The organism is Falsigemmobacter intermedius (assembly GCF_004054105.1).
GTDB lineage: Bacteria > Pseudomonadota > Alphaproteobacteria > Rhodobacterales > Rhodobacteraceae > Wagnerdoeblera > Wagnerdoeblera intermedia.
This window is the reverse complement of sequence record NZ_SBLC01000047.1, coordinates 1,311-16,555: the sequence shown is the minus strand read 5'-3', so window position 1 is coordinate 16,555 and position 15,245 is coordinate 1,311. Positions and strand designations below refer to the sequence as shown.

Genomic DNA, 15,245 nt, shown 5'->3' with positions numbered 1-15,245 from the left:
AAGACCGCAGTTCGGCGGCGCATCCCGCATGTGCAAAACCGCTTGACTGGGATGACCCCGTTATCGAAGTCCTGAGCCTAGCACCGGTGGTGCGGCATCTGGCATAGGGACGGCTGAAAGATCAGCACACGGTTACCGGTGCTGATCTAGACCGAGGCCAGCGTTTCGTGCTCTGCCGCCGCAAATTAAATCAGGCTCGGAAGCTTTCAGACGAGAGCGTGATAGCTTCAACGTAGTCCCAGTCCATCGTCACCCCGATGCCCGCACCGCTGGCTGGAATTGGCATCAGGCCGTTCTCGGTCTCCAGCTTTTCAAGCACGATGTCACGCTCGAAGTAGCGCGACGACGACGAGGTGTCGCCAGGTCGGGAGAACTGCTCCAGCGTGCAAAGATGGATATTGTGTGCGCGCCCGATCCCGGCTTCTAGCATGCCACCACACCAAACCGGCACGTGATACGAAAGACAAAGGTCGTGGACCTGCTTGGCTACCGTATGACCGCCTAGACGCCCTACCTTGATGTTGACCACGCGGCCCGCATCGCTTGCCAAGGCCTTGCGGGCGTCGGGCAGCGTGCGGATACATTCGTCGAGGCAGATCGGCGTGGCGAGCGCGGCCTGCAGCTTGACGTGGTCGTGCAGGTCGTTCCAGGCAAGGGGTTGCTCGATGTAGTCAAGGTTATACTTGTCCATCGCGCGGAGGATCGGCAGATCGGCGAGCGTGTAGCAGCAGTTCGCGTCGACCGTCAGATGCACGTCGGGGAAGCGCGCGCGTACCGCATCCAGCAACTTCAGATCATGGCCTGGCATTACCTTCAGTTTTATACGGCGGTAGCCCTGCTGAACATGGATCTCGACGTCCTGCAGCGTACGTGCGATCTCCTTAATGCCAAGCGAGACGCCGACCTCGACCTCACTGCGGGTGCCACCGAGTATCTGCCACAACGGGAGGCCTTGGGATTTTGCCCAGAGGTCCCAGATTGCCATTTCCACGGAAGCCTTTGCCATCTGGTGGTCCCGCCAAGGGCGGAATAGACGCTCGACTGCTTGCGGATTGGTCAGGGGTTTGCCCACCACCTGCGGCAAGAAAACGTCACGGATCATCATCATAGAGGAGACGATAGTCTCTGGCAGATAGTCAGGCAGTACATCGGCTACGCCCTCGGCATAGCCCTCATAGCCGCCGGCGCGCACGACCACTATCGGGATCGTCTTCTTCACCATCGTGCCAGTCGCAATCCTGAAGGGGTTGAGAAGTGGCAGCTCGATCAGCTTTAGCTCGGCGGACTCGATCACGAGCGGTTCACGCAAGGGGGCGGTCATGACAAGAAACCTTCCATCTGGGGTGGGGTGGCGCGCGGGGTCACTCCGCGCACATTAGGGATTTGCCGTTCTCTGCGTCCGGCCAGCCAAGGCGCTGGACTATACCGGTCAGCTTCTCGGCTGCTTCCTGCAAGGGCGGCAGGCAGGTGTCGAGGAAGGGGGCTGCCTTCGATCCAGGCAGGATCATGCAGACCGAGGCGACGATCTGACGCGAGGCCGCATGCACTGGGCAGGCGAGCGTGGAGACCGTACCCCCGAGCCAGCCCTCGACAGTGACGTAGCCGCGCAGCAGCCCCTCCTGTGCCTCTTGGAAGAAACGCTCCCAAGCGAGGGGGCCGTTGGCGGCGTCGCGCAGGAGGGCTTGGTCGATCCTTGCGCGCAATATAGCTTCGGGCACGTCGGAGAGGATCACGCGAGCTGCAGCTGTCGGCATCAGCGGTAGCCGCGCGCCCTCCACGGGACGCAGATAACCTGAGGCAATGCGACCCTCGCTGATGGCAACCACATGTTCCCAACGATCGAGGATGTCGATCTCACAAGGATGGCCCGTGCGCCGCGAGAGCTCTGAAAGCACTTGGCGCGCGAGCGCATCAAGACCATGCTGATGTATGTAGCGATTGCTGACGAAGCCCGCTTTCGGTCCCAGTAAAATCTGCCCGCCCTGCTGCTCGATCAGCCAGCCACGTCCGATTAAAAGATTGCTCAGCGTGTAGACAGTCGAACGCGGCATGCCGGTTATCTGCGCAAGTTGGGCCCGGCTGAGTGGCGCATCGGCGTCGCTCAGAGCCTCGATGAGGTCTAGTGCGCGTTCCGTTCCATTTGCTCTTTTTCCGATCATTAAAGATTTTCCGCTCTCGGGGCACATATCTTGCTTGACGTGTTACTAAACATCGGCATTTCTGTCCACTGTAATGGAATTATGTCGCTATAACGACAGACTGAGGACCAAAATGATTGAACGCTTTGCCCAAAACCAGCGCATGAGCGGGGCGGTCAGCTGGCCGCTCTCAGGCCGGATGATCGTGACTGCTGGTCAGGTGGCCGACAATCTCGACGGCACCACCGCCGAGCAGACCGCTAATGTGCTGGCAAAGATCGACGCGCTTTTGGCCGAGGCTGGGGCGAGCAAAGCTGATGTCGTATCGGCGACAATCTGGCTCTCTGACATGGCGGAGTTCCAAGAAATGAACGGCATCTGGGACGCTTGGGTGGCTCCGGGCGCAGCCCCCGCGCGAGCGACGGTAGAGGCGAAGCTCGCTCTGCCGCAATTCAAGGTTGAAATCCAGGTTCACGCCGTCGTCGCCTGATACGGCGTATCCAAGGGGGAGGGCGTCTATGGCCCAGGTCATCGTTCTGGGGGCAGGCATGGTGGGGGTTTCGACCGCCCTCGCGCTGCAGTCCCGTGGTCATCAGGTTTCGCTGGTGGATCGCCGCGGTATTGGCCGCGAGACGAGCTACGGCAATGCTGGGGCGATCCAGACCGAGGCCGTCGAGCCTTATGCCTTCCCTCGCGACTTGCCGAGCATCCTTAAAGTCGTGCTCAAACGGACCAACGACGTCAACTGGCACCTTAGCTCGCTTGGCGACTTCGCCGCGCCTCTCCTGCGCTATTGGAGCCATTCCGCGCCGACCTCGCATGCGCGGATCTCTAAGCTCTACGCTCAGATCGTGCAGAAGGCTGACCTGTATCACCAGCCGTTGATCGAGGCGAGCGGCATGAGACACCTGATCGAATACGGCGGCTATCGCTGCCTCTTCCGTACCCCCGCGCTCTTCGAGGCTGCCGTCACTGGAGCTGAGCGGGTAAAGGCCGCTTGGGGCGTCGACTTTACTGCCGAGGACGGCGCGACCCTCGCCGCAGCAGAACCTAATCTCCGCTGCGCACTTGCGGGCGCCATCCACTACGGGCAGGTCTGGACCTGCCGTAGCCCGGGTGCTCTTACGGCGGCTTACGGCCGTCTTTTCGTCGCGCGGGGGGGTAAATTCGCCTATGGCGACGCCCAGAGCCTCGGGCAGAAGGGCGCGGGCTGGCATGTACGCACCGAGGAGGGGCTGGAGGAAGCCGAACATGTTGTCCTCGCCCTTGGTCCTTGGTCGGACCAGCTTGCCCTGCGCTTCGGATATCGTATCCCCTTGCTGAGGAAGCGCGGTTACCACCGCCATTATCAGCTCGATAAAGGGCCGCGCACAGCGATGCTTGATGCCGAGCGCGGCACTTTCCTTGCTCGGATGGATCAGGGTCTTCGCCTGACCACTGGGGCCGAGCTCACTCGCCGCGACGGGCTGATTGACCTCGCGCAGCTGAAGCGCTCCGAGGCCGCAGCCCGCGAACTCTTCGGCGCGCTCCGCCCCGTCGAGACCGATCCCTGGTTCGGCGACCGTCCGGTCATTCCCGACATGTTGCCTGTCATGGGCAGCGCCCCCAACCACTCGGGACTCTGGTTCCATTTTGGCCACGGCCATCAGGGCTTCACTGCGGGGCCATCATCCGCAAAGATCTTCGCCGACCTCTTCGATGGGGTTGAAAGTGAGTTGACGCAGGGCCTCAGCCCGCGCCGTTTCCTCTAACTGGGAAAGTGACGAAACCATGTCCTATAAGGTGAAGCAGACAAACACTGCCCGCGGGACCATCCTGCGCAAACCTGCGGTCGAAAGCCGAGGCGGCGTTGTCTCCAGCCAGCATCGCCGTGCTTCAGAAATCGGCGTCGAGGTGATGCGAGCGGGTGGAAATGCCTATGACGCAGCGGTGGCGGTCTCCTTCGCACTCGGCGTACTAGAACCTTGGATGTCGGGCCCATTCGGCGGCGGCGGCATGATGGTGGCACCCGCCAATGGTCCGGTCGAGGCGCTTTACTATGGCATGAAGGCCCCGAAGCGCCTTGACCCGGCGGATTATCCGCTTGAGGCCGAGGGCCGTGCCTCGGACCTTTTCCCCTGGAAAGCGGTTGTGGGTGACCGCAACGTCTATGGCGCGCTTGCAGTGGCGGTGCCGGGAACCGTGGCGGGGATATCTGCTCTGCACAGGCGCTACGGTACTATGCCTTGGGGCGAGCTGTTGCAGCCCGCTATCGCAGCGGCCCGCGAAGGCCTGCTGATGGACTGGTATGCGATGCTGATGATCGCCTCCCGCGCGGAAGTCCTGGCCTCAGACTCCGATGCGGCGGCCCTTTTCCTTGATAAGGGCGTCTATCCGAGGGCTGCGGGCTGGACCGCTCTTTCCGACCAGCGGCTGAACATGAGTCGCATGGCCGATACGCTCGCCCACATCGCAGCCGTTGGGGCTGATGATTTCTACCGTGGTGATCTGGCCCGTAGTCTGATCGGTGACCTGCAGGCCAAGGGCAGCCGCATGGCGCTCGACGATCTGGAGAGCTACCAGCCGGAATGGCAAAAGCCACTCGTAGTGCCGCACAACGGTGCCGCCTTCCATCTGACCCCGCGCCTGACCGCGGGGCCAACCTTCGCCGATCTCTTGGGTGAACTCGGTCAACTTCGCCCAAAGGCGCCGACCGGTGCGCCGGGGGCACAGGATTACGTTGCCTGGGCTAGGGCCCTGCAAGGTGCCTACACACGTCGGCTTGCAGGCGCGGGCGACGATGCACCTGAGGCTGGGCAGGATGCGCCGAACGCGCCCTCCTGCACCACTCATTTCGCTGTGGTCGATGCCGATGGTAACATGCTCAGCATGACACAAACGTTGCTCTCAGCCTTTGGCTCTGGCGTCGTCTCGGGCTCGACGGGCCTTTTGATGAACAACGGCATCATGTGGTTCGACCCAGAGCAGGGCAATCCGAACTCTGTCGCGCCGAACAAGCGCTGTTTGATGAACATCTGCCCGGTCTATGTTGAGAAGGGCGCGCGGCGCATCGCGCTCGGCGCGGCCGGCGGGCGTAAGATCCTGCCTGCTGTTGCGCAGATGACGTTACTGATGACCGACCACGACCTGAGCCCGGATGAAGCGATGCATGCACCGCGCATCGACGTCTCTGGTGGCCCGATGGTGCAGGCCGACGTGGCGCTCTCGCCTGAAATTCATGACGCGCTCGGCCAAGAGTTCGATACCATCGGCGTTGAGCGTGGCTTCTTCCCCCTCGCATATGCCTGCCCAGTGGGTGTGGTGCGCGAGGAGGGGCTGAACACCGGCGTCAGCGAGATCGCCATGCCCTGGGCCGCCTCCGTGGCTGCGGACTGAACTGTTAAAATCCATATGGGAGAGAAGCTTATGACCACCATGACCCGCATTCTGGGAAGCGTCGCGCTCGCGGCCCTTCTGCCGATGACCGCCTTCGCAGGCAAAGCAGACGATACTGTCCGCGTGGCCTTCTCCAAAGATCTCGACACCGCCGACGCGTATTTCTCCTCTGCACGTGAATCGACGATCTTCCAGTTCTCGATTAGCGATCGCCTGATCGAGCGCAATGCCGAGACCGGCGAATGGGACAATGTCGTCGCCGAAAGTTTTACTTGGATCGACGACGTCACCCTTGAGTTCAAGCTGCGCGACGGCATCACCTTCCACAACGGTGAGAAAGTCACCGCCGATGATGCGGTATGGACCTTCAACCACTTCTCTGACCCGGCGACCGGCGTTGCCATGCCGAACACCGTCAACTGGATCAAGAACGCCGAGAAGATCGACGATCTGACCTTCCGCGTGAACCTCAAGGCACCGATGCCGGTGGCGCTCGACTACATCGCTTCCTCGATGCCGATCTATCCGGCGAAATACTATCAAGAAGTCGGCCCCGAGGGCTACGCCAAGAACCCAATCGGCACCGGCCGCTACAAGGTGAAGTCGATCGATCCGGGCCGCGGCTACACGCTTGAAGCCTATGAAGGCTATGAGGAAATCGGTCCGGCCCGCAAGAAGGCCACCATCAAGAACGTCGAAGTGCGAACCATTCCCGACGTCAACACCCAGATGGCCGATCTTTTCTCGGGCTCGATCGACTTCATGTGGCAGGTGCCGGAAGACCAAGCGCAGCGCGTCGCCGCCCGCGGTGGCTACACCGTGACGCAAGCGCCTTCGGTCCGCTTCGGCTACGTCTCGATGGACGCCTCGGGCCGCACTGGCTTCGAGGCCTTCAAGGACAAGCGCGTGCGTCAGGCCGTCAACCACGCACTGGATCGCGTCTCGTTGCGCGACGCCTTCTTCGCGCCGACCTCAACCATCACCAACTCGATCTGCAACCCGCTGCAGTTCGGTTGCGAGCAGGACGTCGCCACCTACGAATACAACCCCGAGAAAGCCAAGGAGCTTCTGAAGGAAGCCGGTTATGAGAAGGGCTTCTCGGTCGACTTCTACGCCTACCGCGACCGTCAGGCCGCCGAGGCGATGGCGCAGATGCTCGATGACGTCGGCATCAAGACGAACCTCACCTTCCTGCAATACTCGGCCATCGCTGAGAAGGTTCTGAAGAACGAAGTTCCCGCCTCGTTCATGACCTGGGGCTCGGGCTCGGTGCTCGACGTGGCGGCTTCTACCTCGAAGTTCTTCGACGGCTCGGACATCGATGACGTGCGCAACCCCGAGCTGACCGCACTTCTGAAGGAAGCCGACACCACTACCGATCAAGCCAAGCGCAAGGAGCTCTATTCCAAAGCACTGAAGCTGGTCGCTGACGAAGCGTATTGGGTGCCGCTCTGGGCATATACGACCAACTATGTCTATTCGAGCGACCTGAACTACGTGCCGAACGCGGATGAATACGTCCGCCTCTATGAAATGTCCTGGAAGTAATTCCGGTACCTCCATGGGCGGGTGACCCTATCCGCCCTCGGAAGGTCCAGTGGACAAACGCCCTGCAGCAGCGGACGAAATAATGTTTAAATATTTGCTTGGACGGTTGGGGATGGCAGCGCTTGTGGCGCTGACGGTCTCCATCATAAGCTTCGCCTTGGTGTTCATGTCGGGGGACCCCGCCATCGCCATCGCAGGTGAAAACGCAACCCAGGACGTGGTCGAGCAGATCCGCGCCCAGTACGGCTACGACCGTCCGCTGCCTGTGCAGTATCTCGACTGGCTTTCTCATGCTTTGCGCGGTGACTTCGGTGTCAGCCCCTTCTTCAAAGTGCCGGTAGCCGAGCTGATCGCAGATCGGCTGAAGGTCACTATGGTGCTCGGTCTGCTTGCTATCAGCTTCGCGCTGATAGTGGGCGTGCCGATGGGCGTCCTCGCCGCCATGCGCCCCAATTCGCTGATTGACCGTTTTGCACTCTTCATTGCTGTTGTTGGCCAGGCCATTCCATCTTTCTGGTTCGGACTTATCCTCATCGTGCTCTTTGCGGTTAATCTGGGCTGGCTTCCTGCGTCGGGCGTTGCAGACTGGCGCGGCTATGTGCTTCCGACAATCGTGCTGGGCTATTACGCAACCCCAGCAATCATGCGTCTGACCCGCGCGGGCATGATTGAGGTGCTCTCCGCTGACTACATCCGCACTGCACGCGCCAAGGGCGTGGCACCGCGCAAGGTGCTTTTCAAGCACGCCTTGCGCAACGCCGTCATCCCCGTCGTTAGTCTCGCTGCGGTGCAGATGGGCTTCATGCTTGGCGGCTCCGTTGTGACCGAGAGCGTCTTTGCGCTCAATGGCGCAGGATATCTCGCCTGGCAGTCGATTTCCCGTAACGACCTGCCGACCATGCAGGCGCTAATCCTGATCTTCTCTCTCTTCTACATCTTCTTTACCTTCCTTGCCGACGTGCTGAACGCCTGGCTCGATCCGCGTCTGAGGGGCTGACACATGACCACCGTTACCCTTTCACCTGGGCGTCAGATGCTGACGCGCGCCAAGCGCCACAAGGGCTTTATTCTCTCTGGCACTATTCTCGCGCTAATCGTGCTGATCGCGATCTTCGCTCCGATGATCGCGCCGCATGATCCCTACAAGCAGAGCCTCGTTACCCGCCTAAAGCCCCCGGTCTGGATGGGCGGCACCGAGAAGCATCTGTTCGGTACCGATGCACTCGGCCGAGACATGCTCTCGCGTCTGATCTACGGTACCCGTGTCTCGCTGATGATCGGCCTTCTTGCAGCGGGCGTCTCGGCGGTGATCGGTACCTGCCTCGGCATCGCGGCGGGCTATTTCGGCGGCAAGGTCGATAAGGTTGTCCTCTACCTTATTAACGTGCGTCTCGCGATGCCGGTGATCCTCGTCGCGCTGGCCACCGTCTCGCTGCTCGGCGGCTCGGTCTGGATCGTGACCATGGTCATGGGGCTGCTGCTGTGGGACCGCTTCGCGGTGGTGCTGCGCTCTGCGACTATGCAGGTGCGCTCGATGGAATACATTGCGGCTGCCGAGATGCTGGGGGCCAAGCGCGCGCGCATCCTTTGGAAGGACGTGCTGCCGAACGTCATGAGCCATCTGATCGTTATCTTGACACTTGAGATGGCCCACGCGATCATCCTTGAGGCGGGGCTTTCCTTCCTCGGCCTTGGAGTGCAGCCACCGACCCCGAGCTGGGGTCTGATGATCTCTGAAGGCAAAGAGCTTCTGCTCTTCGATAGCTGGATGATCATGATCCCAGGCATCGCTCTTTTCATCTTGGTCTTCTCGATCAACATGTTCGGCGACGCGATCCGAGATATCACCGCACCGGAGGGCCGCAACTGATGAGCGCCACCGTTCTTTCCATCCGCAATCTTACGATCGATTTGCCCAAGGGCGGCGACCGACCCCATGCGGTCTCGAACCTCTCGATCGACGTCAACGCGGGCGAGATCGTCTGCATCGTGGGCGAATCCGGCTCGGGCAAGTCGATCACCTCATTTGCCACCATGGCACTGCTTCCCAAGGCGCTGAAAGCCTCGGGCGGCGAGATCCTCTTTGAGGGCCGCGATATCCTGAAGCTCTCGGAAGCAGAGCACGCCAAGCTCCGCGGCGCACGAATGGGTATGATCTTCCAAGAGCCGATGACCGCGCTGAACCCCTGCTATACGGTGGGCGATCAGATTGAGGAGGTCTACGAGGCCCACAGCAGCATCTCGCGCGCGGAACGAAAGGCCAAGACCCTAGCGTTGCTGGAAGAGGTCCGCCTACCCGATCCGCCGCGCATCTATTCCTCGTTCCCACATCAGCTCTCGGGGGGGCAGCGTCAGCGGATTGTCATTGCCATGGCGCTGGCCATGAACCCTTCGCTGCTGATTGCCGACGAGCCGACGACCGCGCTTGATGTCACGACGCAGGCTCAGATCCTCGCCATGTTCCGCGAGCTGAAGGACAAGCGCGGTGCGGGCATAATGTTGGTAACTCATGACTTCGACGTGGTGGCGGAAGTCGCCGACAAGGTCGTCGTCATGCAGAAGGGCCAGGTCGTCGAGCAAGGCACCGCCGACGAGGTGCTTAACCGGCCGCAACATCCCTATACCCGCCAGCTGATCGACGCGGTGCCGCGCCGCGCCTCTGACCGCGCTGCCGTTTCCACCGATAAGCCGGTGGTGCTGGCGGTAGAAAACTTGGAGAAAACCTATCACGTCGCAGCCTCATTCGGGCGAGCGGGACGAGTGGTCCAAGCGCTGAAGCCAGCATCCTTCGAGCTCCGCCAGGGCGAGACCCTTGGGATCGTCGGTGAATCCGGTTCTGGCAAGTCGACGCTGGTGCGCGCCATGTTGCGGCTTATTGAGCCTTCGGCTGGCAAAATCTTGGTCAACGGCCGCGACATCGCCGCCGCGCCACATGGCGAGCTGCGCAGGCTGCGCCGCGACATCCAGATCGTCTTTCAGGACCCTTACGGCTCGCTGAACCCCCGTCGCACTATCGGCGACCAACTCGTGGAGGGGCCGGTCAACTTTGGCGTGCCGCGCGCGCAGGCGATGGAGAAGGCACGTGAGCTCGTCCGCATCGTGAAACTGGAGGAGGAGGCACTCCACCGCTATCCGAACCAGTTCTCGGGCGGCCAGCGTCAGCGTTTGTGCATAGCACGCGCGCTAATGGTCGAGCCGAAGATACTCGTCGCCGACGAGGCGGTCTCGGCCCTAGATGTCTCGGTGCAGAAGGAGGTTCTGCGCCTTCTGGCCGAAATTCGTGATCGAATGGGGCTTTCCATGCTTTTCATCACCCACGACCTGCGGGTCGCGGCGCAGGTGTCGGACAACGTCATCGTGATGAGCAAGGGCGACATCGTCGAGCGCGGGCCGATTGCGGATGTGTTCCACAACCCACAGCACGCCTATACGCGCCAGCTTCTGGACGCCATGCCTGGTCAGGGCTGGGAAGTCCCTGACCTCTCCGCTCTGCCCCCTGCCAGTTACTGAGGAAATTCCCTGCCATGCGCGATCTTGCCGAGCTGACCGCAACTGAAGCCCGTCGTCTGATCGGACGCCGCCATATCTCACCTGTCGAGCTGGTTGAAGCCTGTCTAGCGCGGGTCGAGGCCCTCAATCCGGTTGTCAACGCCGTTGTGGCGATGAAGCAGGACGAGGTGCGTGCCGAGGCGCGGCTTTCGGAGAAGCGAGTCATGGCTGGGGAGCCCTTGGGGGCGGTCGAGGGATTGCCCTTCGGCGTTAAGGACATGATCAATGTGACGGGGCTGCCGACGACCTTCGGGTCGATCCTTTACCGCGACAATATCGCCATGATGGACGACCCGATCGTCGCGGCGATGCGTGCCGAGGGGGGCGTGGTTCTTGGCAAGACCAATAACCCCGAGTTCTCGCTCGGTGGTAACACACGTAACGCCGTGTATGGTGCGACGGGCAACCCACACGATCCGACAAAGAACGCTGCCGGCTCCTCTGGGGGATCGGCAGCGGCGCTAGCGTGTGGAATGGCACCGCTCTGCACGGGTTCCGACACCGGAGGCAGCCTGCGCAACCCGGCCGCCTTTTGCGGTGTGGTGGGGTTTAGACCTTCGCCGGGCGTGGTGCCTGGTAATGGCCGCTCGGTCGGGCTCTTCCACTTCTCCATCTCGGGTCCAATGGCGCGGAGCACCGAGGACATCGGCCTGATGCTCTCCGTCATGGCGCGCGCCGACCGCGCTGATCCGCTGACCTGCGTCGTTGAGGGCCGTACTTTCTGGTCGCCGGATGACTTCGCGCGGCTGCGCGTCACCGATCCCGGCCGGTGGCGCGTGGCCTTTACCGAAGATTTTGGTTTCACCATGACCGAATCCATCATCCGTCGCGCCTTCGCGGAGCGAATTCGGGCGCTGGCGCCTATGCTGCCGAAACTCGCCGAGGCCCACCCTGATTGCACCGGTGCCGACCGGATCTTCTCGGTGGTACGCGGGCTTTCGATGCTCAGTTCCCATCTCGACGGAGTGCGTAGATCTCCCGAGAGCTACGGCCCTAACATGCACGCCAATATCGAGGAGGGGCTTTCATTCTCGGCGGAGGACGTCGCGCGCGCGCTGACCGATCAGACAAGCTACTATCGCCGCTGGCAGAGCTTCTTCGAAGAACACGATTTCATCCTCTCCCCCGCTGTAACGATCAGCCCCCGCGACTGGCATGAGCTCTATCCCACCGAGATCGACGGCAAATTGTCTGAAAGCTACTATCAATGGTTGTCGTTGGCCTATGCATCGACCCTCGCGGGGCATCCGTCGATCACCCTGCCGGTTGGGCGAGACGAGAGGGGCATGCCCTTCGGCCTACAGATCATCGGACGGCGCAACGAGGATGCGGCGCTGCTTTCTTTCGCCCGTGAGATCGAGGCGATCTGCTCTGCAGACCCCTTCCTTTCGGCCCCGCGGATAGACGCGGCGAAGCTTGCGCGTCATCCGCCGGTGTCGGAAATGCCTGGCTTCCTCGGATTTGATTGAGGTGCTTATGCCCGTGTAACGTACGAGGGCTTTGTCGTACGTTTTGAGTCATATTGAGCTGGGCTTAGACCCGATGATCGCTGTGTGAACTGACTGGGTCTGTGGCCTCTCCCATTGCATTCTGCATTCGAGGGTTGCTCCAGTCTTGCTGGTGCCAAGCCTCAAGAATGGGGGAGAGACCAAATGCAGAGTGAGCCACATTCATTGGGCTGGATGTCCATAAGGCAACGATCTCGGTTGGGGTCGCAGTCGGGGAAAGAGCCGGAGAAGTCCGTAGCCTTGGTACTGTGCCCAACCGCCCTGACCACGTGCGCAAGCTGGTCGAGAAGCTGGCTTCAAATGGCGTGCAGCTTCATTTCTGCTATGAAGCTGTATGAATCACAGATCAACGGTCAGCGGAATCCCTTTTTGTCAACACGTCCTAGAGTGTGGGCGCGATCTTGAAATCGACTATGTCGCAAAGGTGCAGGGCGCGCAGTTGGGCTTCGATGAACGAGAGTATTGCGATAGATGCAGGAAGCACGTCGTCACAGAAAGTCAAAGTAGGGGGCTGTTTGCATGGGATCGTGGCGCCGAGGAAGCTTAAGCGGACACGGGTAGGAAGCGATGCAGAGCCCGTGCAAAGGGCCCTGCATCATCACCCCGGGGAGACCTTACATCATGGATCGTCCGGCTTTACGCGCATCACGCCATTCTTTGCCGAATGCCGTTACGATCACTGCAAGTACAACCCCAACTATCAGCGGCCAAGCAAGCAGATAAGCGCTAAGAAATACAGCATTCATAGTGTCACTCCTGTTTTGCGGCGCGATCGAAACGCCCGGTTTGTTGGGCGATGACCTCGAAGTCGAAGTGTTGATCGCCCAGTAGGGAGATTCCGACGCAGAGCAGCGTGCTGATTGAGTAGGCCAGCAGAGATGCAGTCAGCACCGGATAGAGATGCAGAAAGCCCATGCCGAAGGGCAGGACGGCTAGCGTCACGAGGCTCCCTGCGATAAGGCTGGCCTTAAGACCGAGAAAGCCAAACACCATCAATCCGGCGATGACGCCGACGCCCACGACCGAAAGAAGGTCAGAAAAAAGGGCGATGGGTCCGACAAGCTCGATCAAGCCGAAGCGTACGGGGAAGAATACCGCCAGCGCCGCCACAACCGCGATGCTGAAGGCCTTGTTGGTCACGCGGCTCCAGTAGAAGCTTGCGATCACGGGAAAGACCAAAGCCCCCCAGATCGCACCGACGAGGACCAAAAGATCAAGGATGTTCAAGCGGTTTGACGCGATATAAACGGCGATTCCCGTCGCTGTGATCATCGTACAGCGCCCGACCAACAGCATCAGCTTGGGGTCGGCGCGGCCGGGCTTGGCGATGTTTCGGCCGTAGAAATCCGTCATCATGATCGAAGAGAGGGCGGAAAGGTCGCTATCCGCGGTCGAGGCCATTGCGCCGATGATCATCACGAAGAAGACGCAGAGCATCGCGGTTCCGAGATAGCTGGCGGCGAGTTGCGGGATGAGGTTGTTGACGTCACCGTCAAGAGGCTCGATCCCAAGATAAAGCGCAAGCACCCCGAGCATGCCCACCCCGATAACCGTCGCGCCGTATCCAACGGTGGCGGTGATAAAGGTCTGCTTAATCTTGTCCTCGCGCACCGCAAAGAGACGCTGCGCGATGGTTTGGTTGCCGATCGCATAGGCGAGTACAGCCGCAATGTAGGGTGCGCCTTGGTTTAAGAAGGCCTCGGTGGAGAAGAAGCTTTGTTGCTGGGGCGTCAAGTTGACGGCGCCGGTTGTGAAGATCTCGGGGCCGCCCGCGGTGAAGAACACTGTAGGTACGATGATCGCCGCGGCACCTAGCATGGCGCAGACCTGCACGAAGTCTGTCAGGATCGAAGCGCGGATGCCCGACCAGAGCGTATAAAGCAGAACGCCTGTCGCGATCACCAGAACCCCCGCCGAAAAGCTGAGTGGCGAGAGCATGGCGATGAGCGCGCCGCCTGCAATGAAGTTGGAGGTCAAGCTCAGAAGGCTACCGAGCACGTTGGAGCCGGCCAGAAGCAGCTGGCTGGAGCGGCCGTGACGCACATGCAAGATCTCGGCAAGCGTATGAGCATTGGGTGCCAGGCTGCGGATCCTTCGCCCGAATGGGTAGATGAAGAGGATCATCAAGGCACCCCAAAGGCCGTAATGTATTGGGCCGGAGATACCGTAGATGTAGCCAGAGGTCGCTGACGCATACAGCGAGGAGGCCCATATCCAAGTCGCCGTCATAGAGGCGGCGGAGATACCAAAGGCAACTTTATTGCCTGCGGTCATGTAGTGATCGGCGTTCTCTTGTTTGCGACCGATGGAGAGCGTGATCAAGAACGTCACGCCGAAAAATAGTGTCAGAAGTAGAAGGGTGAGGGGGGTTCCTAGTTGCTGGATCTGCATAGCACCTTTTGCCAATTGTTTCCTGACTCGAAGCAGTGCAGCCGTCTTCGCCCGGAGAACCGGACTAAGGCTGTTGAGCCGAGAGTTTGCTTGTGCTCCGCATGAAAGCAGACGATGGCAGAGCAGCGATGGGCTTCGTCGGAATTCGACCAAACCTGAGGTGTCATCTACCGATGATCACGGGTTGTAACATACCGTTGCAAATCCATTATGCAACCCGCAGGATGCGCGCAGCAGCAGCGCATGCTGTATGCAGATCTCCATACCGGCCCGCGGTTTCCAGAAGTGCCGCACATCGAGGCCTGACAGCAGACCGCACTCGATCACACGCCAACAGAGTCTAAAGCTTCTTGCATAACGGGCGGCAACCACAGAAGCCAGGCGGTGGACCACCTGTTGACGCGGGGCAACACCGGTGCGGGTGTCTGGGCTGATCCCGCATATCGGTCCGAGGAGATGGAATCCAGGCTGCGCAGCATGAAGCTGAGGAGCCACATCCATCGCAAGGGCAAGCGCGGCAAGCCGCTGACCGAACAGGCCAAGAGCAGCAATCGCACGAAATCTTCGGTGCGCGCGCGCGTCGAGCATGTCTTCGGCGCACAAACCAATGACATGGGCGGCACACTGGTGCGCACGATCGGCATGGTGCGGGCGAAGGCAAAGATCGGGATGAAGAACCTGGCTTACAACATGCGCCGCCTCGGCCAGTTGAGCCGCCTGAACCCGTGCCCGGGCT

At 60.7% G+C, this 15,245-nt stretch carries 12 protein-coding genes and 1 pseudogene; 9 read left to right on the top strand and 4 right to left on the bottom strand.

Features of this window, described 5'->3' with window-relative positions; all coding sequences use genetic code 11:
- Window positions 1-190 precede the first annotated feature (190 nt).
- Both menC and EP867_RS17235 read right to left on the bottom strand, forming a co-directional pair.
- Window positions 191-1,321 carry an o-succinylbenzoate synthase gene (gene menC, locus EP867_RS17240; protein ID WP_128490706.1) on the bottom strand — a complete coding sequence of 377 codons (1,131 nt, stop codon included), beginning with the start codon at window positions 1,319-1,321 and terminating at the stop codon, window positions 191-193.
- A gap of 40 nt (window positions 1,322-1,361) precedes the next feature.
- Window positions 1,362-2,159: an IclR family transcriptional regulator gene (locus EP867_RS17235; RefSeq protein WP_164888924.1), complete on the bottom strand. Its 798-nt coding sequence runs from the start codon at window positions 2,157-2,159 to the stop codon at window positions 1,362-1,364.
- 112 nt (window positions 2,160-2,271) lie between these two features.
- Here EP867_RS17235 and EP867_RS17230 point away from each other — a divergent pair, with 112 nt between their 5' ends.
- The 8 genes from EP867_RS17230 to EP867_RS17195 all read left to right on the top strand — a co-directional run bounded on the left by EP867_RS17230 (window position 2,272) and on the right by EP867_RS17195 (window position 12,079).
- On the top strand, window positions 2,272-2,628 hold the full coding sequence (locus EP867_RS17230; protein WP_128490704.1) for a RidA family protein: 357 nt from the start codon (window positions 2,272-2,274) through the stop codon (window positions 2,626-2,628).
- A gap of 28 nt (window positions 2,629-2,656) precedes the next feature.
- The gene (locus EP867_RS17225; protein WP_128490703.1) at window positions 2,657-3,889 is read left to right on the top strand and encodes an NAD(P)/FAD-dependent oxidoreductase; all 1,233 of its coding nucleotides are present in this window, start codon (window positions 2,657-2,659) and stop codon (window positions 3,887-3,889) included.
- Window positions 3,890-3,908: 19 nt separating this feature from the next.
- On the top strand, window positions 3,909-5,513 hold the full coding sequence (locus EP867_RS17220; RefSeq protein ID WP_128490702.1) for a gamma-glutamyltransferase: 1,605 nt from the start codon (window positions 3,909-3,911) through the stop codon (window positions 5,511-5,513).
- A gap of 30 nt (window positions 5,514-5,543) precedes the next feature.
- Entirely contained in the window at window positions 5,544-7,061 is a 1,518-nt protein-coding gene (locus tag EP867_RS17215) for an ABC transporter substrate-binding protein (RefSeq protein WP_128490701.1), read from the top strand.
- Window positions 7,062-7,143: 82 nt separating this feature from the next.
- The gene (locus EP867_RS17210) at window positions 7,144-8,058 is read left to right on the top strand and encodes an ABC transporter permease (RefSeq protein ID WP_128490700.1); all 915 of its coding nucleotides are present in this window, start codon (window positions 7,144-7,146) and stop codon (window positions 8,056-8,058) included.
- A gap of 3 nt (window positions 8,059-8,061) precedes the next feature.
- Complete coding sequence (locus EP867_RS17205) at window positions 8,062-8,931, top strand: ABC transporter permease (protein ID WP_128490699.1); 870 nt, start codon at window positions 8,062-8,064, stop codon at window positions 8,929-8,931.
- Window positions 8,931-10,571 carry an ABC transporter ATP-binding protein gene (locus tag EP867_RS17200; protein ID WP_128490698.1) on the top strand — a complete coding sequence of 547 codons (1,641 nt, stop codon included), beginning with the start codon at window positions 8,931-8,933 and terminating at the stop codon, window positions 10,569-10,571. The genes EP867_RS17205 and EP867_RS17200 overlap by 1 nt, the downstream gene beginning before the upstream one ends.
- Window positions 10,572-10,585: 14 nt before the next feature.
- On the top strand, window positions 10,586-12,079 hold the full coding sequence (locus EP867_RS17195; RefSeq protein ID WP_128490697.1) for an amidase: 1,494 nt from the start codon (window positions 10,586-10,588) through the stop codon (window positions 12,077-12,079).
- 653 nt (window positions 12,080-12,732) lie between these two features.
- Here EP867_RS17195 and EP867_RS20550 read toward each other — a convergent pair.
- Both EP867_RS20550 and EP867_RS17190 read right to left on the bottom strand, forming a co-directional pair.
- Window positions 12,733-12,864, bottom strand: coding sequence for a putative transporter small subunit (locus EP867_RS20550; protein ID WP_306680924.1), 132 nt, complete (start codon window positions 12,862-12,864; stop codon window positions 12,733-12,735).
- A 4-nt stretch (window positions 12,865-12,868) separates the two neighbouring features.
- The gene (locus EP867_RS17190) at window positions 12,869-14,509 is read right to left on the bottom strand and encodes a sodium:solute symporter family protein (protein WP_128490696.1); all 1,641 of its coding nucleotides are present in this window, start codon (window positions 14,507-14,509) and stop codon (window positions 12,869-12,871) included.
- Between the two features lie 369 nt (window positions 14,510-14,878).
- Between EP867_RS17190 and EP867_RS17185 the strand changes: the two are divergent.
- Window positions 14,879-15,245, top strand: a pseudogene (locus EP867_RS17185) (transposase); the annotation flags it as partial.